At 69.9% G+C, this 18562-nt stretch carries 16 protein-coding genes and 1 riboswitch; of the genes, 7 read left to right on the top strand and 9 right to left on the bottom strand.

The window, feature by feature from the left end; translation table 11 throughout:
* Positions 1 to 3 precede the first annotated feature (3 nt).
* Both R2D22_RS12415 and def read left to right on the top strand, forming a co-directional pair.
* Positions 4 to 984 carry a tetratricopeptide repeat protein gene (locus tag R2D22_RS12415; protein WP_318103157.1) on the top strand — a complete coding sequence of 327 codons (981 nt, stop codon included), beginning with the start codon at positions 4 to 6 and terminating at the stop codon, positions 982 to 984.
* Between the two features lie 61 nt (positions 985 to 1045).
* Complete coding sequence (gene def / locus R2D22_RS12410; RefSeq protein ID WP_318103156.1) at positions 1046 to 1675, top strand: peptide deformylase; 630 nt, start codon at positions 1046 to 1048, stop codon at positions 1673 to 1675.
* Between the two features lie 89 nt (positions 1676 to 1764).
* Here def and R2D22_RS12405 read toward each other — a convergent pair whose 3' ends face one another.
* The 6 genes from R2D22_RS12405 to R2D22_RS12380 all read right to left on the bottom strand — a co-directional run bounded on the left by R2D22_RS12405 (position 1765) and on the right by R2D22_RS12380 (position 8886).
* Positions 1765 to 2778: a ribonucleotide-diphosphate reductase subunit beta gene (locus tag R2D22_RS12405; RefSeq protein WP_318103155.1), complete on the bottom strand. Its 1014-nt coding sequence runs from the start codon at positions 2776 to 2778 to the stop codon at positions 1765 to 1767.
* The gene (locus R2D22_RS12400; protein ID WP_318103154.1) at positions 2778 to 5150 is read right to left on the bottom strand and encodes a ribonucleoside-diphosphate reductase subunit alpha; all 2373 of its coding nucleotides are present in this window, start codon (positions 5148 to 5150) and stop codon (positions 2778 to 2780) included. The genes R2D22_RS12405 and R2D22_RS12400 overlap by 1 nt, the downstream gene beginning before the upstream one ends.
* Positions 5151 to 5284: 134 nt before the next feature.
* Positions 5285 to 5409: riboswitch (cobalamin riboswitch) on the bottom strand.
* Positions 5410 to 5462: 53 nt separating this feature from the next.
* The gene (locus R2D22_RS12395; protein ID WP_318103153.1) at positions 5463 to 5966 is read right to left on the bottom strand and encodes a GNAT family N-acetyltransferase; all 504 of its coding nucleotides are present in this window, start codon (positions 5964 to 5966) and stop codon (positions 5463 to 5465) included.
* 76 nt (positions 5967 to 6042) lie between these two features.
* Positions 6043 to 7665, bottom strand: a complete 1623-nt coding sequence (gene mctP, locus R2D22_RS12390; protein ID WP_318103152.1) for a monocarboxylate uptake permease MctP — start codon at positions 7663 to 7665, stop codon at positions 6043 to 6045.
* On the bottom strand, positions 7662 to 7916 hold the full coding sequence (locus R2D22_RS12385) for a DUF3311 domain-containing protein (protein ID WP_318103151.1): 255 nt from the start codon (positions 7914 to 7916) through the stop codon (positions 7662 to 7664). Before R2D22_RS12385 ends, mctP begins: the two co-directional genes overlap by 4 nt.
* Before the next feature lie 205 nt (positions 7917 to 8121).
* Entirely contained in the window at positions 8122 to 8886 is a 765-nt protein-coding gene (locus R2D22_RS12380) for a GntR family transcriptional regulator (RefSeq protein WP_318109736.1), read from the bottom strand.
* A gap of 285 nt (positions 8887 to 9171) precedes the next feature.
* On the opposite strand from R2D22_RS12380, the gene R2D22_RS12375 reads away from it, so the two are divergent.
* From R2D22_RS12375 to R2D22_RS12360, 4 genes are all read left to right on the top strand, one after another.
* The gene (locus R2D22_RS12375; protein ID WP_318103150.1) at positions 9172 to 10452 is read left to right on the top strand and encodes an extracellular solute-binding protein; all 1281 of its coding nucleotides are present in this window, start codon (positions 9172 to 9174) and stop codon (positions 10450 to 10452) included.
* Positions 10453 to 10581: 129 nt separating this feature from the next.
* The gene (locus tag R2D22_RS12370; protein ID WP_318103149.1) at positions 10582 to 11613 is read left to right on the top strand and encodes a carbohydrate ABC transporter permease; all 1032 of its coding nucleotides are present in this window, start codon (positions 10582 to 10584) and stop codon (positions 11611 to 11613) included.
* Positions 11610 to 12476: a carbohydrate ABC transporter permease gene (locus R2D22_RS12365; protein WP_411977012.1), complete on the top strand. Its 867-nt coding sequence runs from the start codon at positions 11610 to 11612 to the stop codon at positions 12474 to 12476. Before R2D22_RS12370 ends, R2D22_RS12365 begins: the two co-directional genes overlap by 4 nt.
* A gap of 9 nt (positions 12477 to 12485) precedes the next feature.
* Positions 12486 to 14003 (top strand): glycoside hydrolase family 3 protein, encoded by a 1518-nt coding sequence (locus R2D22_RS12360; RefSeq protein ID WP_318103148.1) that lies wholly within the window; start codon positions 12486 to 12488, stop codon positions 14001 to 14003.
* A 64-nt stretch (positions 14004 to 14067) separates the two neighbouring features.
* Here the strand turns inward: R2D22_RS12360 and nagB are convergent, their stop codons facing one another.
* Positions 14068 to 14853, bottom strand: a complete 786-nt coding sequence (nagB, locus tag R2D22_RS12355) for a glucosamine-6-phosphate deaminase (RefSeq protein ID WP_318103147.1) — start codon at positions 14851 to 14853, stop codon at positions 14068 to 14070.
* A gap of 472 nt (positions 14854 to 15325) precedes the next feature.
* Between nagB and R2D22_RS12350 the strand changes: the two genes are divergently transcribed.
* Entirely contained in the window at positions 15326 to 16792 is a 1467-nt protein-coding gene (locus R2D22_RS12350) for a sensor histidine kinase (protein WP_318109731.1), read from the top strand.
* Positions 16793 to 16941: 149 nt separating this feature from the next.
* On the opposite strand, the gene R2D22_RS12345 is transcribed toward R2D22_RS12350, so the two are convergent.
* Positions 16942 to 17199: a WhiB family transcriptional regulator gene (locus tag R2D22_RS12345; protein WP_003953983.1), complete on the bottom strand. Its 258-nt coding sequence runs from the start codon at positions 17197 to 17199 to the stop codon at positions 16942 to 16944.
* A gap of 315 nt (positions 17200 to 17514) precedes the next feature.
* The gene (locus R2D22_RS12340) at positions 17515 to 18483 is read right to left on the bottom strand and encodes a diacylglycerol/lipid kinase family protein (RefSeq protein ID WP_318103146.1); all 969 of its coding nucleotides are present in this window, start codon (positions 18481 to 18483) and stop codon (positions 17515 to 17517) included.
* Positions 18484 to 18562 lie beyond the last annotated feature (79 nt).

Below are 18562 nucleotides of genomic sequence, written 5' to 3'. Positions count from 1 at the left end.
ATCGTGAGGATCTTCGGGAAGGTACGGCATCGGCCCTCCGCCTCGTGGCGGCAGGCCACCGACCGCGCGTTCACGCTGATCGGCGACGGACGGTACGAGGACGCGGGCGCGCTGCTCACCCGCGCGGCGGATCTTGAGCCCTGGCTCTCCGAGTCCTGGTTCAACCTGGCCCTGCTGCACAAGTTCCGGCACGACTGGGAGCAGGCCCGCGCCGCCGGACTGCGCGCGGTCGCGCTGCTCGACAAGGAGACCGGCGCCCCGGACTGGTGGAACGTCGGCATCGCCGCCACCGCGCTGCAGGACTGGCCGCTGGCCCGTCGCGCCTGGCAGGCGTACGGCCTGAAGGTCCCCGGGGCCTCCGCCGGCACCGGCGAACCGGCCGGCATGGAGCTGGGCAGCGCCGCCGTGCGGCTGTCGCCCGAGGGCGAGGCAGAGGTGGTGTGGGGCCGCCGGCTCGACCCGGCCCGGATAGAGGTGCTGTCGATCCCGCTGCCGTCCTCCGGCCGCCGCTGGGGCGAGGTCGTGCTCCACGACGGCGTGCCCAACGGGGAGCGGACGACCACCGCCGGCCCCTCGTACCCGGTCTTCGACGAGATCGAGCTGTGGGCCCCTTCGCCGGTCCCGACCTGGGTGGTCCTCCTGGAGGCCGCGACGGAGGCCGACCGGGACGCCCTGGAGCAGCTCGCCGCCGACGCCGGCTTCGCGGCCGAGGACTGGTCGTCCTCCGTACGGCTGCTCTGCCGCGCGTGCTCCGAGTCGACCATGCCCAGCGCCGAGGGCGAGGGCGAGCACCTCGACCCGCACGACCACAGCGAGCCCGGCCACCCCGGCCCGCTCGGCCACCGTTCCCCCGGCGAACTCTGGGTACCGGAGCGGGAGTGCGGCATCGCCGCCCCGGCCGGCCTGGTCCGCGGGCTGCTCGACGGCTGGGTAGCGGACAGCCCGGACAGCCGGGAGTGGCGGGATCTCGAAGAGGTCTGCTGAGCATTGCCCGTAGGCTGTACGGGACCATTTACCAGGGTTCTGAGGAAGGCGTGCGGCACACATGGCGCAGCAGCAGACGGACGAGCAGCTGAACGACGGCTTCGTCGTCGACACGGAGGACTGCGAGGCGCGTGAGCTCGCGTACCGCGAGCGCGGCACGGCGCGCCCGATCACCGTCGTCGGGAACCCCGTGCTCCACAAGGAGTGCAAGGACGTCACCGAGTTCGACGACGAGCTTGCCGCACTGATCGACGACATGTTCGCCAGCCAGAAGGCGGCGGAGGGCGTGGGCCTGGCCGCCAACCAGATCGGCGTGGACCTCAAGGTCTTCGTGTACGACTGCCCGGACGACGAGGGCGTGCGGCACACCGGCGTCGTGATCAACCCGGTCCTCCAGGACCTGCCGGCCGACCGCCGCATCCTCGACGACTCCAACGAGGGCTGCCTGTCGGTGCCGACCGCGTACGCCTCGCTGGCCCGCCCGGACTACGCCGAGGTGCACGGCCAGGACGCCCAGGGCAACCCGATCAAGGTCCGTGGCACCGGCTACTTCGCCCGCTGCCTCCAGCACGAGACGGACCACCTGTACGGCTTCCTCTACATCGACAAGCTGTCGAAGCGCGACCGCAAGGACGCCCTCCGCCAGATGGAAGAGGGCACCCCGCGCTACGAGACGGTCCCGAACGACTGACACCGCCGCCGCCCCGCGCCCGCGCACGCGAAGGGCCCCGCTCTCCCCCCGTGGTGGAGCGGGGCCCTTCGCCGTTCATGCGGGGAGGATCAGAAGTCCTCGTCCAGGTCCACCGAGCCCTCGACGGCCACCTGGTAGGCGGACGGGCGGCGCTCGAAGAAGTTGGTCAGTTCCTGGACGCCCTGGAGCTCCATGAAGGAGAACGGGTTCTCCGAGCCGTAGACCGGCGGGAAGCCGAGGCGCTGCAGGCGCTGGTCGGCGACGCACTGGAGGTACTCGCGCATCGACTCGGTGTTCATGCCCGGCAGGCCGTCGCCGCACAGGTCACGGCCGAACTGCAGCTCCGCCTCGACGGCCTCCTTCAGCATGTCGGTGACCTGCTGCTGGAGCGCGTCGTCGAAGAGCTCAGGCTCTTCCTTGCGGACGGTGTCCACGACCTCGAAGGCGAAGTTCATGTGCATCGTCTCGTCGCGGAACACCCAGTTGGTGCCGGTCGCCAGACCGTGCAGCAGGCCGCGGGACCGGAACCAGTACACGTACGCGAAGGCGCCGTAGAAGAACAGGCCCTCGATGCAGGCGGCGAAGCAGATCAGGTTGAGCAGGAAGCGGCGCCGGTCGGCGGCCGTCTCCAGCTTCTCGATCTTCTCGACCGAGTCCATCCACTTGAAGCAGAACTGCGCCTTCTCGCGGATGGAGGGGATGTTCTCGACCGCGTCGAAGGCCGCCGCGCGGTCGGCCGGGTCGGGCAGGTACGTGTCCAGGAGCGTCAGGTAGAACTGGACGTGGACCGCCTCCTCGAAGAGCTGACGGCTCAGGTACAGCCGCGCCTCCGGGGAGTTGATGTGCTTGTACAGCGTCAGCACCAGGTTGTTCGCCACGATCGAGTCGCCGGTCGCGAAGAACGCGACGAGGCGGCCGATCATGTGCTGCTCACCCGGCGTGAGCTTGGCGAGGTCGGCGACGTCCGAGTGGAGGTCGACCTCCTCGACGGTCCAGGTGTTCTTGATCGCGTCCCGGTAGCGCTCGTAGAAGTCCGGGTAGCGCATCGGGCGGAGCGTGAGCTCGAAGCCCGGGTCGAGGAGGTTCTTGTCGGTCGAGCTCATTACTGGCAGGCCTCGCAGGACTCGGGGTTTTCCAGGGAGCAGGCGACGGCGTCCGCGTCGGGGGCGGCCTGCTGGACGGGGATCGGGGCGGCGGCCTGGGCCGCGCGGGCGATCCGGGTCGCCGGGCGGGAGCGCAGGTAGTACGTCGTCTTCAGGCCCTGCTTCCAGGCGTACGCGTACATCGACGACAGCTTGCCGATCGTCGGCGTCTCCATGAACAGGTTCAGGGACTGGCTCTGGTCGAGGAACGGGGTCCGCGCCGCCGCCATGTCGATCAGGCCGCGCTGCGGGATCTCCCAGGCCGTCCGGTACAGCTCGCGCACCTCCGCCGGCACCCAGGTGAAGCCGGCCACCGAGCCGTTGGACTCGCGCAGCGCCTCGCGGGTCTGCGCGTCCCACACGCCGAGCTTCTTCAGCTCGGCCACCAGGTACGAGTTGACCTGGAGGAACTCGCCGGACAGCGTCTCGCGCTTGAACAGGTTGGAGACCTGCGGCTCGATGCACTCGTACACACCGGCGATCGAGGCGATCGTCGCGGTCGGCGCGATGGCGAGCAGCAGGCTGTTGCGCATGCCGACGGCGGAGATCCGCTCGCGCAGCGAGGCCCAGCGCTCGGGCCAGTTCAGCTCCACGTCGTAGTGGTCCGGGTGCAGGACGCCACGCGCCGCGCGGGTCTTCTCCCAGGCCGGGAGCGGGCCGTTGCGCTCGGCCAGGTCGGCGGACGCCTCGTACGCGGCGAGCATGATCCGCTCGGCGATCCTCGTCGACAGCGCCCGCGCCTCGGCCGAGTCGAAGGGCAGCTTCAGCCGGAAGAAGACGTCCTGGAGGCCCATCGCGCCCAGGCCCACCGGCCGCCAGCGGGCGTTGGACCGGCCGGCCTGCTCGGTCGGGTAGAAGTTGATGTCGACGACCCGGTCGAGGAACGTGACGGCCGTACGGACGGTCGCGTCCAGACGCTCCCAGTCGATGTCGCCGGTCGCCGTGTCGACGAAGGCGCCGAGGTTCACCGAACCCAGGTTGCAGACGGCCGTCTCGCCGTCGTTCGTGACCTCGATGATCTCGGTGCAGAGGTTCGAGGAGTGGACGACCGTGCCCGGCTCCGCCGTCTGGTTGGCCGTGCGGTTGGAGGCGTCCTTGAACGTCATCCAGCCGTTGCCGGTCTGCGCCAGGGTCCGCATCATCCGGCCGTACAGGTCGCGGGCCGGCATGGTCTTGCGAGCCAGGCCCGCCGCCTCTGCCCTGCGGTACGCGGAGTCGAACTCCTCGCCCCACAGGTCGACCAGCTCGGGCACGTCCGCCGGGGAGAACAGCGACCACTCGGCGTCCGCGTTCACCCGGCGCATGAACTCGTCCGGGATCCAGTGGGCAAGGTTCAGGTTGTGCGTACGGCGGGCGTCCTCGCCCGTGTTGTCGCGGAGCTCCAGGAACTCCTCGATGTCCGCGTGCCAGGTCTCCAGGTAGACCGCGGCGGCGCCCTTGCGGCGGCCGCCCTGGTTCACGGCGGCGACCGAGGCGTCCAGCGTCTTCAGGAACGGCACGATGCCGTTGGAGTGCCCGTTGGTGCCGCGGATCAGCGAACCGCGGGCGCGGATGCGGGAGTACGACAGGCCGATGCCGCCGGCGTGCTTCGAGAGCCGCGCCACCTGGTGGTAGCGGTCGTAGATCGAGTCCAGCTCGTCCAGCGGCGAGTCCAGCAGGTAGCAGGAGGACATCTGCGGGTGCCGGGTGCCGGAGTTGAACAGGGTGGGGGAGGAGGGCAGGTAGTCGAGCCGGCTCATCAGCCCGTACAGCGCGGCGACCTCGTCCAGGGCCCGCAGGCTGTCGTCCTCCGCCAGGCCGCAGGCGACGCGGAGCATGAAGTGCTGCGGCGTCTCGACGACCTTGCGGGTGATCGGGTGCCGCAGCAGGTAGCGCGAGTAGAGGGTGCGCAGGCCGAAGTAGCCGAAGCGGTCGTCCGCGGCCGGGTCGATCAGCCCGTCCAGGCGGGCGGCGTGCCGGGCGACGAAGTCCGCGGTGCGGTCCGCGATCAGGCCCTCGCGGTGGCCGGTGGCGACAGACGCGGAGAACGACACCGCGCCCTGGCCGGCCGCTTCCTGACCGATCGTGAGGGTGAGCAGCCGGGCGGCGAGCCGGGAGTACGCGGGGTCCTCGGCGATCAGGCCGGCGGCGGCCTCCGTGGCCAGCTCGCGCAGCTCCGCCTCGTCCGAGCCGGCGTGCCGGCCGCGCAGCGCGGCGGCGGCGACCCGGCCCGGGTCGGTGTCGGGGAGATCGGCGGTGAGGTCGGTCAGGGTCCGCAGCAGTGCGGTCCCGGGGCCGTCGCTCTCGACCGCGGAAGCCTCGGCCGAAGCCGGATCGGCGGGCGCGATGGTCACGTGGGGGCTCTCCCTCGCTCGGCGCTCGTGGCCGGCGCGGCGAGGGGAGGCGGGCGGGCGGCCGTACGCACGGGGGCCCGCGTCCACCGGCCCACTCCGCGAGGCCCGGACGTCAGTCGGCACCCGGAACGGACGGACCGGGCGCACCGTCGGCAGGTCCTCGGACTCGGCAGGTGCGGATACGCACCGAAACCACACCGTTGCGGGACAGTTCCGGATTTCCACCGGATTCCCCTGCGGCGACAGCGAGCATGAGCATACATGTGGGGGGCGCCCCTCGGAGCACCCCCCACATGTTGTGTCGTTCTCGGCTCAGAGCTCCAGGCTGTAGGTGAGCAGCGGGTCCATGTCCGGGAGGGGCTTCCAGTCCCGTGCGGACGTCCGGACGAAGCCGAGCCGCTCGTAGATCCGGTGCGCGTCGGCCATGCGGGCCTGGGTGGACATGACCAGGCGGGTGCAGCCGTCGAGCGTCCGGGCCCGCTCGGCACAGGCCCGGACGAGGGCCTCGCCGACGCCCCGCCCGCGCGCCGCGTGCGCGACGGCGAGCATCCGGAACTCCGCCTCGCCGGGCACGGCGATGTCGGCCCACTCCTCGCCTCCGGCGGTGAACGTCACGCCGCCGAGGACCGTTCCCGTCTCGTCGACCGCGACCAGCACCTCGGCCTCGGCGTCCCTGCGGGCCACGTCCTTCAGGAGGTGCAGATAGTCGTCGTCCTCGCCGAAGTCCAGGTGTCCGTCGTCCAGATAGGCCCGTGCGGTGATCTCCCCGAGCGCCTCGTACTCCTCGGGGCGTACCGCCCTGATCGTGAAGTCCATGGACGCCAGTCTGCCCCCGTCATGGCGCCGCCCGCCTCAGGGTTTCCGGAGGCGGGCGGCGCTGGACGGCGGCGGGTCAGTGACCGGCGCCGGCCTTCGACAGGTCGGCCGTGACGCCCGGGTCGCCGGCGTCCGCCGTGTAGTCCGCCGGGGAGGTCTCGTCGGTCCCCTCGGGGGCCTTGACCGCCTTCAGGACGAAGGTCAGGACGACGGTGACGACCACGTTGAGCACGAACGCGGTGAGGCCGATGTAGCCGATCTCGCCGATGCCCGGGATCTCCGCCGCGGAGCCGCCGAAGTGCTTCTGCGTCGGGCTGGCCACGCCGTACGCGGCGGCCGTGCCGTACACCATGCCGACCGCCCAGCCGGCGAGCAGCGCCCAGCGGTGGAACCAGCGGGTGAACAGACCGCCCACCAGGGCCGGGAAGGTCTGCAGGATCCAGATGCCGCCGAGCAGCTGGAAGTTGATGGCGACCGTCTTGTCCATGGTGAGGACGAAGACCAGCGCGCCGACCTTCACCAGCAGCGACACCAACTTGGACACCTTGGTCTCCTGCGCCGGCGTGGCGTCCGGCTTCAGGAAGTCCTTGTAGATGTTGCGGGTGAAGAGGTTGGCCGCGGCGATCGACATGATGGCCGCCGGGACCAGCGCGCCGATGCCGATGGCCGCGAACGCGACGCCGGCGAACCAGTCCGGGAACATGTTCTCGAACAGCTGCGGAATGGCGAGCTGGCCGTTGGTGACCTTCACGCCGGCCGCGATCGCCATGAAGCCGAGCAGCGCGAGAAGGCCCAGCATCAGCGAGTACAGCGGCAGGATCGTGGTGTTGCGGCGGATCACGTCACGGCTGCGCGAGGAGAGCGTCGCCGTGATCGAGTGCGGGTACATGAACAGCGCGAGCGCCGAGCCGAGCGCCAGCGTCGCGTACGTCCACTGGCCCGCCTCGCCGGGCACCAGCGCGCCCTTGGGCTTGCCGGTCGCCGGGTTGACCGTCTGGTACGCCTCGCCCGCCTTGGCGAAGATCTCGTCGAAGCCGCCCAGCTTGATCGGGATGTAGATGATCGCCACCGCGATCACGAGGTAGATCAGGGTGTCCTTGACGAAGGCGATGAGCGCCGGGGCGCGCAGGCCGGAGGAGTACGTGTAGGCCGCGAGGACACCGAACGCGACGAGCAGCGGCAGGTCCTTGACGAACCAGTTGGTGTTCTCGCCGCCACCGACACCCATCACGTCCAGGACGGCCTGGATGCCGACCAGCTGGAGTGCGATGTACGGCATCGTGGCCAGGATGCCGGTGACGGCGACCGCCAGCGACAGGCCCTTGGAGCCGAACCGGCCGCGGACGAAGTCCGAGGTGGTGACGTATCCGTGCTTGTGCGACACCGACCAGAGCCGGGGCAGGAAGGTGAAGATCAGCGGGTAGACCAGGATCGTGTACGGCACGGCGAAGAAGCCGGCCGCGCCCGCCGCGTAGATCGCCGCCGGGACGGCGACGAAGGTGTACGCGGTGTAGAGGTCGCCGCCGAGCAGGAACCAGGTGACCCAGGTGCCGAACGAGCGGCCGCCGAGGCCCCATTCGTCGAGGCTGTTCTCGTTCTCGGCCTTGCGCCACTTCGCGGCCATGAAGCCCATGACCGTTACTGCGAGGAAGAAGAAGATGAAGACGGCGAGTGCGACGCCGTTCACGCCGTCCTTCACTTCGACTCACCGCCCTTGCGGGCGCGCTGGTCGCGCTGCCACAGCTGGTAGGCGAGCATCGTGAGCGCGGTCGAGATCACGACCCAGGCCATCTGGTACCAGTAGAAGAACGGGATGCCGGCGAAGAGCGGCTCGACCTTCGCGTACGAGCTCACCCAGAGCATGGCCACGAACGGCGCGACGAGACAGAGCGCGACAACCACCCGGAGTGGTGTGACGGTTGGTTGCTTTTGTTGCGTCACTTCTGACATACGGCGAACCGTCCCCTCGATGATCACCTGTTGTAATGCGCAGGAAATTTAGGGGACAGTCCCGCTCTTTGGAACCCCGGTCCGAATAACGGACGTGTATCGAGAGTGTCTCGGTGTATACCGCGGCACAGGAACGACAATGCCCCGACACATCTCACGGATGCGCCGGGGCACTGGTTCAGTCGAATTTCAGCCGCTCAGCCGCTCAGCCGTTCGGTCGCTGGAGTCGCGCCACGAACTTGTAGCGGTCGCCGCGGTAGACCGAGCGGACCCACTCGACCGGCTCGCCCCGGGCGTCCAGCGAGTGACGGGAGAGCATCAGCATCGGCAGGCCCACGTCGGTGCCGAGCAGTCCGGCCTCGCGCGGGGTGGCCAGCGAGGTCTCGATGGTCTCCTCGGCCTCGGCGAGGTGGACGTCGTAGACCTCGGCCAGCGCGGTGTAGAGCGAGGTGTACTTCACCAGCGAGCGGCGCAGCGCCGGGAAGCGCTTGGCCGAGAGGTGGGTGGTCTCGATCGCCATCGGCTCGCCGCTCGCCAGGCGCAGGCGCTCGATGCGGAGCACCCGGCCGCCGGCCGAGATGTCGAGCAGCCCGGCCAGGGTGTCGTCGGCCGTGACGTACCCGATGTCGAGGAGCTGCGAGGTGGGCTCCAGGCCCTGCGCCCGCATGTCCTCGGTGTACGAGGTGAGCTGCAGGGCCTGCGAGACCTTGGGCTTGGCCACGAACGTGCCCTTGCCCTGGATCCGTTCCAGCCGGCCCTCGACGACCAGTTCCTGCAAGGCCTGGCGCACCGTCGTGCGCGAGGTGTCGAACTCTGCGGCGAGCGTGCGCTCGGGCGGGACCGGGGTGCCGGGGGCCTGGGTCTCCGTCATGTCGAGCAAGTGTCGCTTGAGCCGGTAGTACTTGGGCACGCGTGCGGTGCGGCCGGCGGCGCCGCCCTCTGTCTCCGTACTGCCCCCGTCCGTGGCCATGGCCTGCCTTCCCGACTCCTGTGCTGTTGCCGTCACCGGCTCCTCCGTCTGTCGCGGCTCACATGGTGGCACGGACCGGTCACGGGTCGTCGCCCCGGCTCAGGTGTCGGTCCGATAACGGAGCCGACAGCCCTTCTTATACACCCTTGACACCCCTAAAGGTCTAGGCCAAGCTCCGGGTACTGGTCTAAACCATTAAAGACCAGGTCCCAGTCCCACGAGCATGACTCGTCGTATGACTTCGCGCGGTGGGTGGGGGTTGCAGGCATCCCTGAGGAGGGTGGCGTGAAGCGCAAGCTCATCGCGGCGGTCGGTGTCGCGGGCATGGTGGTCTCGGTCGCGGCGTGCGGTGCCGACAAGGGTGGCGACAAGGGCGCGTCCGGCGACAAGACGCTGACCGTCTGGGTCATGGACGGCTCGGCGCCGGACGCCTGGATGGCCGCCGTGAACAAGGAGTTCGAGGCGGCCCACAAGGGCGTCAAGGTCAAGGTCGAGAAGCAGCAGTGGAACGGCATCCAGGAGAAGGTGACCGCCGCCCTCTCCGAGGACAACGCGCCCGACGTCCTGGAGCTCGGCAACACCCAGACCGCGGGCTACGCGGCCACCGGCGGTCTCGCCGACCTGACCGGCGACAAGGCCGAGCTCGGCTACGACGGCTGGAACAAGGGCATGCTCGCCGCCAGCGAGCTGGACGGCAAGCTCTACTCCGCCCCCTGGTACGCCGCCAGCCGCGTCGTCGTCTACGACAAGGCCGCCTTCGCCAAGGCCGGTGTCACCCCGCCGAAGACCCGCCAGGAGTGGATCGACGGCCTGAAGAAGCTGAAGGCCGCCGACCCGAAGGGCCAGGCGATCTACCTGCCCGGCCAGAGCTGGTACGTCCTGGCCGGCCTCATCTGGGACGAGGGCGGCGACCTCGCCGTCAAGGACGGCGACAAGTGGAAGGGCCAGCTGGCCACCCCGCAGGCCGCCGCCGCGATGAACTTCTACAAGGAGCTCGCCTCCTACTCGACCGCGCCCAAGGACAAGGACGAGGCGACCCCGCAGCAGTCCACCGACATCGTCCCCAAGGGCGGCGTGGCGTCCTGGATCGGTCTCGGCTGGGAGGCCGGCGGCGCGATCGACGCCATGAAGAAGGCCGGCAAGACCGCCGACTTCGGCTACTTCCCGATCCCGGGCAAGACCGCCGACAAGCCGGGCTCCGTCTTCTTCGGCGGCTCGAACCTCGCCGTGGCCGAGCGCTCCGCGAACAAGGACCTCGCCAAGGAGTGGCTGGCCCTCGCCGCCGGCAAGGCGCAGATGGCGAAGTACGCCCAGGCCACCGAGGGCGGCCTGCTCCCGAACAACGACGCCGCGCAGTTCAAGCCCGCCGCCGGTTCCTTCGCCGAGGCCATGGCCCAGGCCGCCGGTGTCGGCAAGATCACCCCGGTGACCCCGGGCTGGGCGAACGTCGAGACCGCCCCGAACCCGATCAAGGACTTCATGACCAAGGTCCTGAAGGGGGAGGACCCGGCCAAGGCCGGCGAGGCCGCCGACAAGGTCATCAACGAGCGCATCAACCAGAAGTAGTCCCCGTCCGGTGGTGCGGCCGGTCTCGCACCGGCCGCACCACCGGTCGTCGCAGTGACCAGCGGCCCGCTCCCCCCGGGCCGCTGCCCGGTGGGCGCGGGAGCCCCAGAACCGCGAGGAATGAAGACCATGACCGTGGACTCCCAGGGGGCGGCCGCAGCCGCTCCTCAGGACGCGCCCGGGAGGGCTGCGAAGACGCCGAAGACGCAGGCGACTCCGCCGTCCCCTTCCGGCTCGAAGGAAGTCCTCCAGCCTCCACGCGGCAGACGCTCCCTGCCCGGCGGGGTGCTGCCCTACCTGCTCGTCACGCCGGCCCTCGTGTCGATGGCCGCGCTGCTGCTCTACCCGCTGATCCGCAACCTGATCCTCTCCTTCCAGCAGGTCGACCGGAAGGAGTTCATCACCCGCGAGACGGTCTGGATCGGCCTCGACAACTACACCAAGCTGCTCGGTGACTCCGACTTCTGGACCGTGGTCGTCCGCAGCGCCGTCTTCACCGCGGTCAACGTCTTCCTCGTCATGGCGATCGGCACCGGCATCGGGCTGCTGCTCAACCGCCTCGGCAAGAAGATGCGGCTGGTGCTCTCGCTCGCCCTGATGCTCGCCTGGGCCATGCCGGTCATCGCCGCCGTCACCATCTTCCAGTGGCTCTTCAACGAGCAGTTCGGCGTCGCCAACTGGGTGATGCGCACGCTCGGCTTCTCCGGTTACGAGCAGCACAACTGGTTCGAGACCGGCCTGTCCACGCTGACGATCATCACCGTGCTGCTGGTCTGGCAGTCGATCCCGTTCGTCGCCCTCAACATGTACGCCGGTCTGACCACCATCGGCACCGAGCTGTACGAGGCCGCGAAGATGGACGGCGCGAACGGCTGGCGCACCTTCTGGGCCGTGGTCTTCCCGAACCTCAAGCCCTTCTTCATGATCACCACGTTCCTGGAGATCATCTGGATCTTCAAGGCCTTCGCGCAGGTCTACGCGATGAACGCGGGAGGCCCCGACCGCGCCTCCGAGACCCTCCCGGTCTTCGCCTACATCGAGGGCGTCGGCCAGTTCCACTACGGCCTCGCCGCGGCGATCTCGGTCCTGACGATCGTGATGCTCCTGGCCGCCATGTCCTTCTACTTCCGCCTGATCCTGAAGCAGGAGGAGCAGCTGTGAGCACCACCGCCCCGACCCCGCAGAAGCTGCGCACCCGGAAGCCGCTCCGTGTCGGCACGGTCGCGAAGAACCTCACGGCCCTGGTCCTCGCGCTGCTCTTCGCCTTCCCGGTCTACTGGATGTTCTCGTCCTCGCTGAAGCCGCAGCACGAGATCCTCACCAAGGACCCGGTCTTCGTCTTCACCCCGACCCTCGAGAACTACTCGACGGCCACCGGCGTCGACCTGTTCTGGACGTACGTCACGAACAGCCTCGTGGTCACCTTCGGAGCCGTGCTCCTCGCCCTCGTGGTCGCCCTCGCGGCGAGCTTCGCGATCGCCCGCATGAAGTTCAAGGGCCGCAAGGGCATCGTCCTGATCGTGATGATGGCTCAGATGGCCCCCTGGGAGGTCATGGTCATCGCGATGTACATGATCGCCCGCGACGGCGACATGCTGAACAGCATCCCGCTGCTGACGCTCGTCTACTTCGTCATGGTGCTGCCCTTCACCATCTGGACCCTGCGCGGCTTCATCGCCGCCGTCCCGGTGGAGCTGGAGGAGGCGGCCCAGATCGACGGCTGCACCCGCGGCCAGGCCTTCCGCAAGGTGATCTTCCCGCTGCTCGCACCCGGCCTGATGTCCACCTCGCTCTTCGGCTTCATCACGGCCTGGAACGAGTTCGCGATGATCCTGATGCTCAACAAGGAGAAGGAGTCGCAGACCCTGACGCTCTGGCTGACCCAGTTCCAGACCGCGTTCGGCAGCGACTGGGGCGCCACCATGGCCGCCTCCACCCTCTTCGCACTCCCCGTGCTCATCGTCTTCCTCTTCCTGCAGCGCAAGGCCGTCGGCGGGATGACCGCCGGCGCGGTGAAGGGATAACGGCTCCTCATGACGACTCTCCTGACCGGGTCGGACACGCTGACCCGCGACGCCCTGACCGTCCTGCAGCCCGGCTTCCTCGGGACCACCGCGCCCGACTGGCTGCTCCGGCGCATCGGCGAGGGTCTCTCCTCGGTGGGACTCTTCGGCCGCAACATCACCGATCCCGAGCAGCTCGCCGCGCTCACCGCGCGGCTGCGCGCCGAGCGGGACGACGTCCTCGTCGCCATCGACGAGGAGGGCGGCGACGTCACGCGCCTGGAGGTCCGCCACGGCTCCTCGTTCCCCGGCAACCACGCGCTCGGCTCGGTCGACGACGTGGACCTCACCCGGGCCGTCGCCCGGGAGCTGGGCCGTCGGCTCGCCGAGTGCGGCGTGGACCTCAACTGGGCCCCGTCCGCCGACGTCAACTCGAACCCGGACAATCCGGTCATCGGTGTCCGGTCCTTCGGGGCCGACCCGGAGCTCGTCGCGCGGCACACCGTCGCGTACATCGAGGGGCTCCAGGCGGTGGGCGTCGCCGCGTGCACGAAGCACTTCCCCGGACACGGCGACACCAACGTCGATTCGCACCACGCGCTGCCCCGCATCGATGTGGATCCGGACACACTGCACGCCCGTGAGCTGGTGCCTTTCCGCGCGGCCGTCGCAGCGGGTTCCAAAGCGGTGATGAGCGCGCATATCCTGCTGCCCGCGCTCGACGCCGACCGTCCGGCCACCCTGAGCCCGCGGATCCTCACCGGTCTGCTGCGCCGGGAGCTGGGCTACGACGGCCTGATCGTCACCGACGGCATGGAGATGCAGGCCATCTCCTCCGTCTACGGGATCGAGCGCGGCTCCGTCCTGGCCATCGCCGCCGGAGCCGACGCGATCTGCGTCGGTGGCGGCCTGGCCGACGAGGAGACCGTACTGCGCCTGCGCGACGCGCTGGTGACGGCGGTACGGTCCGGCGAACTGCCCGAGGAGCGGCTGGCCGACGCGGCGGCGCGGGTACGCGCCCTCGCGTCCTGGACCCAGGCGCACCGGGTCAGGGGGGCTGAGACGGGGCCGGGCGCGGCAGTGCAGGAGGGGACCGCGCCCGGCACCGACATCGGACTGGTGGCGGCCCGCCGCGCGGTGAAGGTCACTCAGGGTGAGCGCCCCTGGGAGCCGGTCACCGAGGCGCCGTACGTCGCCTCTTTCACGCCCGAGGCCAACATCGCGGTCGGCGACGAGACGCCCTGGGGCGTCGCGGCCGAGCTGGACCGGCTGCTGCCGGGCACCGCGTCGGGCTCGTACACCGAGGCGGACGTGGCCGGCGTGCTGGCCGCCGCGGGGGAGCGGCGGATCGTCGCCGTCGTACGGGACGCCCACCGGCACCCGTGGATGACGGAGGCCCTGGACGGCCTGCTGGCCGCCCGCCCGGACACCGTCGTGGTGGAGATGGGCCTGCCAGGGGCGGAGCCCCGCGGGGCGCTGCACATCGCCACGTACGGCGCGGCCCGGGTCTGCGGCCGGGCGGCGGCGGAGCGGATCGCCGGCCTCTGAGCCTCCCGCGCACGACGAAGGGCCCGGCACCTCACCAGGTGCCGGGCCCTTCTCGTCGGCCCGCTCAGATGCCCTGCCAGGAGGGCTTGTTCGCGTAGGTGTGGCGGAAGTAGTCGGCGAGCTTCAGCTTGGACGCGGCGGCCTCGTCCACGACCACCGTGGCGTGCGGGTGGAGCTGGAGCGCGGAGGCCGGTACCAGCGCGGCGACCGGACCCTCGACCGTCGCGGCCACGGCGTCGGCCTTGCCCTCGCCGGTGGCGAGCAGCACCAGGTGCCGGGCCTCCAGGATGGTGCCGATGCCCTGGGTGATGACGTGGTGCGGCACCTGCTCGATGTCGTTGTCGAAGAACCGCGCGTTGTCCACCCGGGTCTGCTCGGTGAGCGTCTTGATCCGGGTGCGGGAGGCGAGGGAGGAGCAGGGCTCGTTGAAGCCGATGTGACCGTCGGTGCCGATCCCGAGGATCTGCAGGTCCACCCCGCCGGCGTCGGCGAGCGCCTGGTCGTACGCCACGCAGGCCGCCTGGACGTCCTCGGCGGAGCCGTCCGGCCCCATGAAGGCGTCCGCGGCGAGTCCGAGCGGCTCGACGACCTGGCGCAGCACGGTCGAGCGGTAAGACTCCGGGTGCCCGGCGGGCAGCCCGACGTACTCGTCCAGCTGGGCGACGCGGGCGCGCGAGGCGTCCACCGAGCCGGCCCGGACCTTGGCGATCAGAGCTTCGTAGATGGGCAGCGGAGTCGAACCGGTGGCCACGCCGAGCAGCGCGTCGGGCTTGCGCCACAGCAGGTCCGCGATGCCCTCCGCGATGAGCGCGCCGCCTGCCGTGGCGTCCGGGACGATGACAACTTCCACGCTGTGCCTGCCGATCTGGTGAGGGGCTGGAGGGAGCTGGTGGTATAGACCAATCAAAGTCCAATTTAGCAGAGCGGAGGCGGCCGGGCGCGCCGAAGACGCATGCTGGAATCGCCGAAGCGGCATGCGGGAATCAGTGAGAAGAGGGCCCTGGAAACACCCGCGGGCCGCGGCGCCCGACGGGACCCTCAACCCGTCCGGCACCGCAGCCCGGAGTTGCCCGGCCGGGGGTGTGCGGTTCCTCGGCCGTGTGGGAGGCCTCGGCGCAGTCAGGGCAGAGAGCGCCGGGTACCTCGTTCCATCCTCCTGTGCGGGGAGGACGGAGGCTGTATACCTGCATTGTGGACTAGACCAATCTGTCTGTCCATCCATGGGAGCAGGCCCGTTCCCGGCCCATCCTCCAACACGAACGCCCGGAGATCCAGGTTCACCGGCCGTCAATTCCGCAGGTACGCTCGCACACGTGCCCTCCATGAACGACCTCGTACGCCAGCACACCGCTCTGAGCGAGTCCGACCTCGAGTGGCTGCACCTGCTGGTCTCGGAGTGGCAGCTGCTCTCCGACCTCTCCTTCGCCGACCTGGTCCTCTGGGTGCCCACCCTGGACGGCACCCGGTACGTGTCCGTCGCGCAGATGCGCCCGAACACCGGGCCCACCTCCTATCAGGACGACATGGTCGGCCATCTCGTCCCCCGCGGCCGCCGTCCGCTGCTCGACGCCGCCCTCGACGAGGGCCGGATCGTGCGCGAGGGCGACCCGGAGTGGCGCGAGGAGGTCCCGGTACGGGTCGAGTCCATCCCCGTGCGCCGCGAGGGCCGGGTCCTCGGCGTCATCGCCCGCAACACCAACCTGCTCACCGTCCGGACCCCGTCCCGGCTGGAGCTCACCTACCTCCAGTCGGCCTCCGACCTGGCCCAGATGATCGCCGCGGGCGCCTTCCCGTTCCCCGGCGAGCAGGTCGACATGGACTCCTCGCCGCGCGCCGGCGACGGCCTGATCCGGCTCGACGCCGACGGCATCGTCCAGTACGCCTCGCCCAACGCGCTCTCCGCGTACCACCGGCTGGGCCTCGCCGCCGACCTCGTCGGCCAGCACCTCGGCCAGATCACCGCCGAACTCGCCCCCTCCCGCGGCCCGGTCGACGAGGCCCTGGTCAAGCTGGCCTCCGGCTACGCGCCCAGGGAGGCCGAGATCGAGGGCAACGGCGGCGTGATCCAGCTGCGGGCCATCCCGCTGAAGCCGAAGGGCACCCGCACCGGCTCGCTCGTGCTGCTCCGCGACGTCACCGAACTGCGGCGCCGCGAACGCGAGTTGATCACCAAGGACGCCACCATCCGGGAGATCCACCACCGGGTGAAGAACAACCTCCAGACGGTCGCCGCCCTGTTGCGGCTCCAGGCCCGGCGGATGGACTCGGACCGCGGGCGCGAGGCACTCAACGAGGCCGTGCGGCGGGTGGGCTCGATCGCGATCGTCCACGAGACGCTCTCCCAGAACCTGGACGAGCGCGTGCAGTTCGACGAGATCGCCGACCGGGTCATCGCGATGGTGGCGGAGATCTCCCCGGGCAAGGTCACCTGCCGGCGCAACGGCCGCTTCGGCATCCTCGACGCCGAGGTCGCCACCCCGCTCTCCATGGTCCTCACGGAGATCCTGCAGAACGCCCTGGAGCACGCGTTCGCGCCGGGGGAGACCGGCACGGTCGACGTCACGGCCGTCCGCGGCGAACCCCGCGCCGACGCCCGGCTGCTCATCACCATCACCGACGACGGCCGCGGACTGCCCGAGGGCTTCGACCCGCAGCGCGCCGGAAACCTCGGCCTGCAGATCGTGCGGACCCTGGTGGAGGGGGAGTTGGGCGGCTCGTTCGACATGCAGCCGGCCGCCGACCGCGGTACCCGGGTCGTCCTCGACATCCCCGTCGAGCCGCAGAAGTGATGTGAGCACAGCAGCGAGCCCCGGACCGAAGTGAATCGGTCCGGGGCTCGAATGCTGTGGGTTACTGCTGCGCGCTGCGGCTCGGGGGCGGTGATTGCGTACTCGGTGTACGCGCCGCTCGCCTCAGGCTCGTCTCACAGGTGGTGGCGTCAGGCGCTGGCGTTGCGCGCCCGGTTGCGAGCGGCGCGACGCTTCATCGCACGACGCTCGTCCTCACTGAGGCCACCCCAGACGCCGGAGTCCTGGCCGGACTCGAGCGCCCACTGCAGACACTGCTCCATGACGGGGCAGCGGCGGCAGACGGCCTTGGCTTCCTCGATCTGCAGCAGCGCAGGACCGGTGTTGCCGATGGGGAAGAACAGCTCGGGGTCTTCCTCACGACAAACGGCGTTGTGACGCCAGTCCATGGCTGCTACCTCTCTTGGTTACGTGCTCGTTGCTTGTGAATGTGAACGCTTTCACGAATCCCCCCGCAAGGGAAGGGCCGACTGCCAGTTGAACTGGTGTGGTCCTTGGACTGAGGAGGGGTTCTGGCTCTCAGTGGAGGCCGGTGTTGCGGGCCGTCCCGATCGCCATGTAGAGATTCGCAAACCTCGGCGGCGGATACAACCCCTTCCGGAAAGTTTTTTTTGATTCCTCGGTGTCGGCTAGGTCACAGCCGTACTTCTATGGGGTGGATGCGCGCCTAAACGTTCGACTAGAAGGACTTTGGGCCCTTCCACTCACACAATCACACGCAGTGCACGGCGTACGCCTGTGAACGTCACGCTCGTACGCAGACCGAGGTGGTCTCCGTCCATCTGAAGGGGGAGGGGAACCTTCGAATGCAAGGTGAAGTCGGTCAGATCGTGCAGAGTCAGCGCATGCTTGCCATGCGGACCGCGCTCGGGCGTCGAGGTGAGCAACTGGGTCGCGTAGCGGGCCACCGCGGGGGCCGAGAGCCGGCTCAGACCGAGCACGTCGAGGGCCGTTTCGAAGGACGCCTCCGGGGACGCGTACACCGGGCGATTGCCCAGGTAGGTCCAGGGGGAGGTGTTGCAGATTATGGACAGGACCAGGTCCTCGACCGGGGCCTCGCCCGGGCGCTCCAGCGTGATCGTCCCGTGCCGGCGGTGCGGTTCCTCCAGGAACTGGCGGAACACCTGACGCAGATAGAGCGCATGGGTGGATCTCTTGCCGCGCTCGCGCTGCTGTTCGACCCGGCCGACGACGCCGGCGTCGAAGCCGAAGCCGGCGCAGAACGTGAACCAGCGAGCCGGGACTGCCTCGTCCTCCGTGCCCGGCGTCCCCGACGCGATCCCCAGGCTCACCGTGCGTGCCCGGCGCTCACGCAGCGCGTCCAGCAGGGCGCCGGTCGCCTCGACGGCGTCGTTCGGCAGGCCGAGGGCGCGCGCGAAGACGTTGGTCGAACCGCCGGGGACCACGGCGAGACCGGGCAGCCGGTCCGGATCCGGGCCTCCGTGCAGCAGTCCGTTGACCACCTCGTTGACCGTTCCGTCGCCGCCGAGGGCCACGACCAGATCGGTCTCCCCTGATTCGGCGGCCCGCCGCGCCAGATCGCGGGCGTGCCCGCGGTACTCGGTGGTCACCGCCTCCAGCTTCATCTCACTGGCCAGCGCGTGGATCAGCACGTCACGGGTGCGGGCACTGGTGGTGGTGGCTGCCGGATTGACCACGAGAAGCGCGCGCATGCCCGCCAGGGTACCTACCGATCGGTACCTGGCCCAGTCCGGTCCGGAGGCCGGGACGGACCTCGGCCGCGCCCGCGGC

Origin of the sequence: Streptomyces sp. HUAS YS2 (assembly GCF_033343995.1) — a bacterium.
GTDB lineage: Bacteria > Actinomycetota > Actinomycetes > Streptomycetales > Streptomycetaceae > Streptomyces > Streptomyces solicathayae.
The sequence above is the reverse complement of the archived record's forward strand: the minus strand, read 5'-3'. Positions and strand labels throughout refer to the sequence as shown.

Coding starts and splice junctions, on each gene's coding strand:
- R2D22_RS12360 (WP_318103148.1), top strand. CDS start 12,486: ATGACGACTCTCCTGACCGGGTCGGACACGCTGACCCGCGACGCCCTG.
- R2D22_RS12385 (WP_318103151.1), bottom strand. CDS start 7,916: ATGTCAGAAGTGACGCAACAAAAGCAACCAACCGTCACACCACTCCGG.
- R2D22_RS12340 (WP_318103146.1), bottom strand. CDS start 18,483: ATGCGCGCGCTTCTCGTGGTCAATCCGGCAGCCACCACCACCAGTGCC.
- R2D22_RS12380 (WP_318109736.1), bottom strand. CDS start 8,886: ATGGCCACGGACGGGGGCAGTACGGAGACAGAGGGCGGCGCCGCCGGC.
- R2D22_RS12345 (WP_003953983.1), bottom strand. CDS start 17,199: ATGGACTGGCGTCACAACGCCGTTTGTCGTGAGGAAGACCCCGAGCTG.
- R2D22_RS12405 (WP_318103155.1), bottom strand. CDS start 2,778: ATGAGCTCGACCGACAAGAACCTCCTCGACCCGGGCTTCGAGCTCACG.
- R2D22_RS12370 (WP_318103149.1), top strand. CDS start 10,582: ATGACCGTGGACTCCCAGGGGGCGGCCGCAGCCGCTCCTCAGGACGCG.
- R2D22_RS12395 (WP_318103153.1), bottom strand. CDS start 5,966: ATGGACTTCACGATCAGGGCGGTACGCCCCGAGGAGTACGAGGCGCTC.
- R2D22_RS12350 (WP_318109731.1), top strand. CDS start 15,326: ATGAACGACCTCGTACGCCAGCACACCGCTCTGAGCGAGTCCGACCTC.
- def (WP_318103156.1), top strand. CDS start 1,046: ATGGCGCAGCAGCAGACGGACGAGCAGCTGAACGACGGCTTCGTCGTC.